Below are 3212 nucleotides of genomic sequence, written 5' to 3' on the forward strand. Positions count from 1 at the left end.
ATTAGTCGCGGGCGGGCAGTCCGAGACATTAAACGGACGCGGAGGCAAGCGTAAGACTACTGCAAAAGTAGCAGCAGCCTGTGTTAGCGGAGCTTTGCGAAGCGCAAAACGTCAACCCACCGAGGAGCTTCGGCTCGGTAGGAATCTCCGCGCCTTTAGGCCGGAGAGGATGTCAATCCTATATCAAAAGTACACCCGCAGTTACTAGAAAAACTATCCTATATTGTCGAGTATCAAGCAATGCTCAAAAGCCAGATTTGAATAGGCAAGTAGCGGAACTACTGAAGATAGCTAGGCTACATAGGAGAGTAGCTAACATCCGTCAAGACGTATTTCATAAATTGACAACTTATGTAGCCAAGAACCACGGCACTGTTGTTATTGAAGACCTTAATCTCTCTGGAATGATGGCTAATCATAAGCTAGCTAAATCAGTGAGCAGATAGTGGTTTTATGAATTTCGTAGGCAGTTAGAATATAAAACTCAGTGGTACGGTTGTGAGTTAGTAGTAGCTGATAGGTTTTTTCCATCCTCAAAAACTTGCTCGAATTGTGGTCAGGTTCAAGATATGCCATTGCATTTGAGGACTTATGATTGCCCAGAATGTGGCTTGTCAATAGATAGAGATTTGAACGCAAGTGCTAATTGGCGAGATTTCCTCAGAATGCAAGACGCACTTCTTCGATGCGGTCGGCTTGGTCGTGAATGCCTGTGGATGAGTAACCGCCTACGGCCTAGCGTAGGGACGTTGCATGCAACGTCCGTACAGCAGGAAGTAAACATTAAAATGTTACTTTTTATGACGTTTTATATCGGTTTTATAGAGCAGTGATTGATATGAATATCATACCAACTTTGATGTCGGCAAGGGGTCTCCCGTTATACGAATGTTAACGGGAGGGGAATTACCGACCAACAAATAAACCGCGTAGCGTCCACTTAGTTTCTTGTATTGTGTACTTCTTTGTGTTATTGGTGATTCTATCAGGAGTAGCGGTAATACGCACCTGATAACAGGGCGCTCGAAAACGACATAGAGTATGGGGTTCAATTGGTGAAGTTAAGCGTCAACCCGTGAAAAGGTAAAACTCTTGAGGGAGTGTATCGGAGTACAGAATTGTTTAGTACAAAAAGGCGATGGGTCTCCGAGTCTCTGTCTGTGGAGGGTTAAGTGGTTGCACTCCCTGCGTTTCGCTCCGCGACATGTAACGCGTAGCGTTGCGCCAGCAAAACAGAAAGCCCACGTCCGTGAGGCTGGGAAGCCTACATCATAATCTTTGATTTGATGTAGGAGAACGTCACATAACGATGACAATAGTGGTAAAACATGGCATTAGATACAGCAATAAAAATCAAAACTAGCAAACATATTCTTAGCAGTAAAGCTGTTCGTGGTTGTTTGTCTTGTCGCGGTCTCTATGGCCAAAATAATCGAACAGTTGAAAGAGCTAGAATGCAGGTTGCTAGAACTGAAGTTATTTCTAACAGAGAACTTCAACAATGGCGGTTTGCTAAATGGCAAGCTTTACAACGTTTTAGAATTTAGAATTTAGAATTTAGAATTTAGAAGTAATTACTGACCAGTTAGTTAGCAAGGGGAAAAAAATTACTCCCCTACAGAAGTAGGGACGTTGCATGCAACGTCCCTACCCCACACTCCCCATACTTTATTTCTTATGTCTCCAGAACCGTCTCCAGAAGAACCCTCAATAATTCCTATTGGCAAATCTCAGAGTAATTCTGAAGCAGGGTTAGCTCCATTGTTGCTAACAGTTATTGAGTTGGTACGGCAATTAATGGAAGCTCAAGTAATTCGCCGAATGGATGCAGAAATGTTGAGTGATGAAGAATTAGACCGTGCGGCTGAAAGTCTGCGACAGTTGGAAGAACAGGTGATTAAACTGTGCGAAGTATTTGATATTGACCCCGAAGATTTGAATTTGGATTTGGGTGAAATTGGTACTTTGTTGCCCAAGTCGGGAGAGTATTATCCAGGAGAAAATTCTGAAAATCCTTCTATTTTAGAGTTATTAGACCGGATTTTGAATACTGGAGTGGTTTTGGATGGCAGTCTAGATTTAGGTTTGGCAGAGTTAAGTTTGATTCATGCTCGTTTACACTTGGTTTTGACTTCTAAACCGATCGATCAAAGGAAAAAATAAATATCAGGTTATCTCAACGTTGGTTGAAGACCCGCGCTCTCCCGTTGGCGGAGGATGGTGGCGGCAGCTATTAGGGGAGCGGAGGGATGGGAAAACCAATCAATAAGAGCGGTTCTTACAAGGGTATGCTATCATAATATAATTAGGGCTTGCTGATTAAATATCAAAGTCTTGACTTGTATTGGTTTTACCCTTTTCAGGTACTAAGGGAGTACCAGCTTTTAGGTGGGTCAGGTTCAAAAATCTTAGATTTTCGGCATTTCGAGGGGTAGAAAATCAAGGGACGATTCTTCTGACTACTTCTTCTATAATTCCTATTCCTCCTGACTTCTGGATTGCAGGATTGCTGGATTCTACCTCTACCACTCATACTTTTTCAGCAAACCCTAATTAGGCTGCTGGGCTAGCAGTTTCAGTCTGTGGAGCGACCGTAAGACCAGAAAGAGGTTTGGCCTCGGAGGCAAGTGCTACGTTAGCGCAGCTCCTCTGTCAAGAGGAAGCAGAAAGTCCTGAACCGCGAGGTTTTGGAATCCCGCGCTGCCCTTGTAAGCGCAACGTCGGGAGGATGTCAAAAATTCAAGCTAAATATAGAAGAGTTAGGATATTGATTGTCCTTTTTGGTTTGATAGTCAAGAATCTTATTCCCAGATGCTTGTGGAGGTACGATGATTTCCACTGCCATTGCTGTTATATAAAATCCGGTTATATCATGTCCGGATAATTAGGGTTTGCGCTCAAAAGTCTTTTAGTAGGGGTAGGAGACAGGAGACAGGAGACAGGAGAAATGGTTCGGGAGCGAGGAGGTAGGAGTAAGAATTGTAAGAATGATTTTTCTGGCATAATCGTCCCAAAATACTAGCTTTATGCAGCTCAAAAAGCTGAAAATCTGGCACTTTTTTAGACAAAAAAATGCTAAAACCAATATTATATCATGTCCGGATGATTAGTGATGATTAAGCATTTCTAGTTTGAGGCCACAGCGTGAAAACAGGTTAAACCCTGAACAAATTCCTGCTGCTCCATAATTTTCTGGCAGCGATAGACCAGCA

General features: G+C 42.9%; 3 protein-coding genes and 1 pseudogene. All 4 read left to right on the forward strand.

The window, feature by feature from the left end:
• Positions 1–257: 257 nt before the first annotated feature.
• The 4 genes and pseudogenes from F6K54_RS43945 (at position 258) to F6K54_RS42290 (ending at position 2163) form a co-directional block, all read left to right on the forward strand.
• The gene (locus F6K54_RS43945) at positions 258–446 is read left to right on the forward strand and encodes a transposase (RefSeq protein ID WP_375342039.1); all 189 of its coding nucleotides are present in this window, start codon (positions 258–260) and stop codon (positions 444–446) included.
• Between the two features lie 15 nt (positions 447–461).
• Positions 462–833, forward strand: a pseudogene (locus F6K54_RS43950) (zinc ribbon domain-containing protein); the annotation flags it as partial.
• Positions 834–1328: 495 nt separating this feature from the next.
• Positions 1329–1547, forward strand: a complete 219-nt coding sequence (locus F6K54_RS42285; RefSeq protein WP_293090468.1) for a hypothetical protein — start codon at positions 1329–1331, stop codon at positions 1545–1547.
• 130 nt (positions 1548–1677) lie between these two features.
• A complete protein-coding gene (locus F6K54_RS42290; protein ID WP_293090469.1) occupies positions 1678–2163 on the forward strand; it encodes a gas vesicle protein K in 486 nt (161 codons plus the stop codon).
• Positions 2164–3212 lie beyond the last annotated feature (1049 nt).

The sequence above is a fragment of the Okeania sp. SIO3B5 genome (assembly GCF_010692555.1).
Taxonomy (GTDB): Bacteria; Cyanobacteriota; Cyanobacteriia; order Cyanobacteriales; family Microcoleaceae; genus Okeania.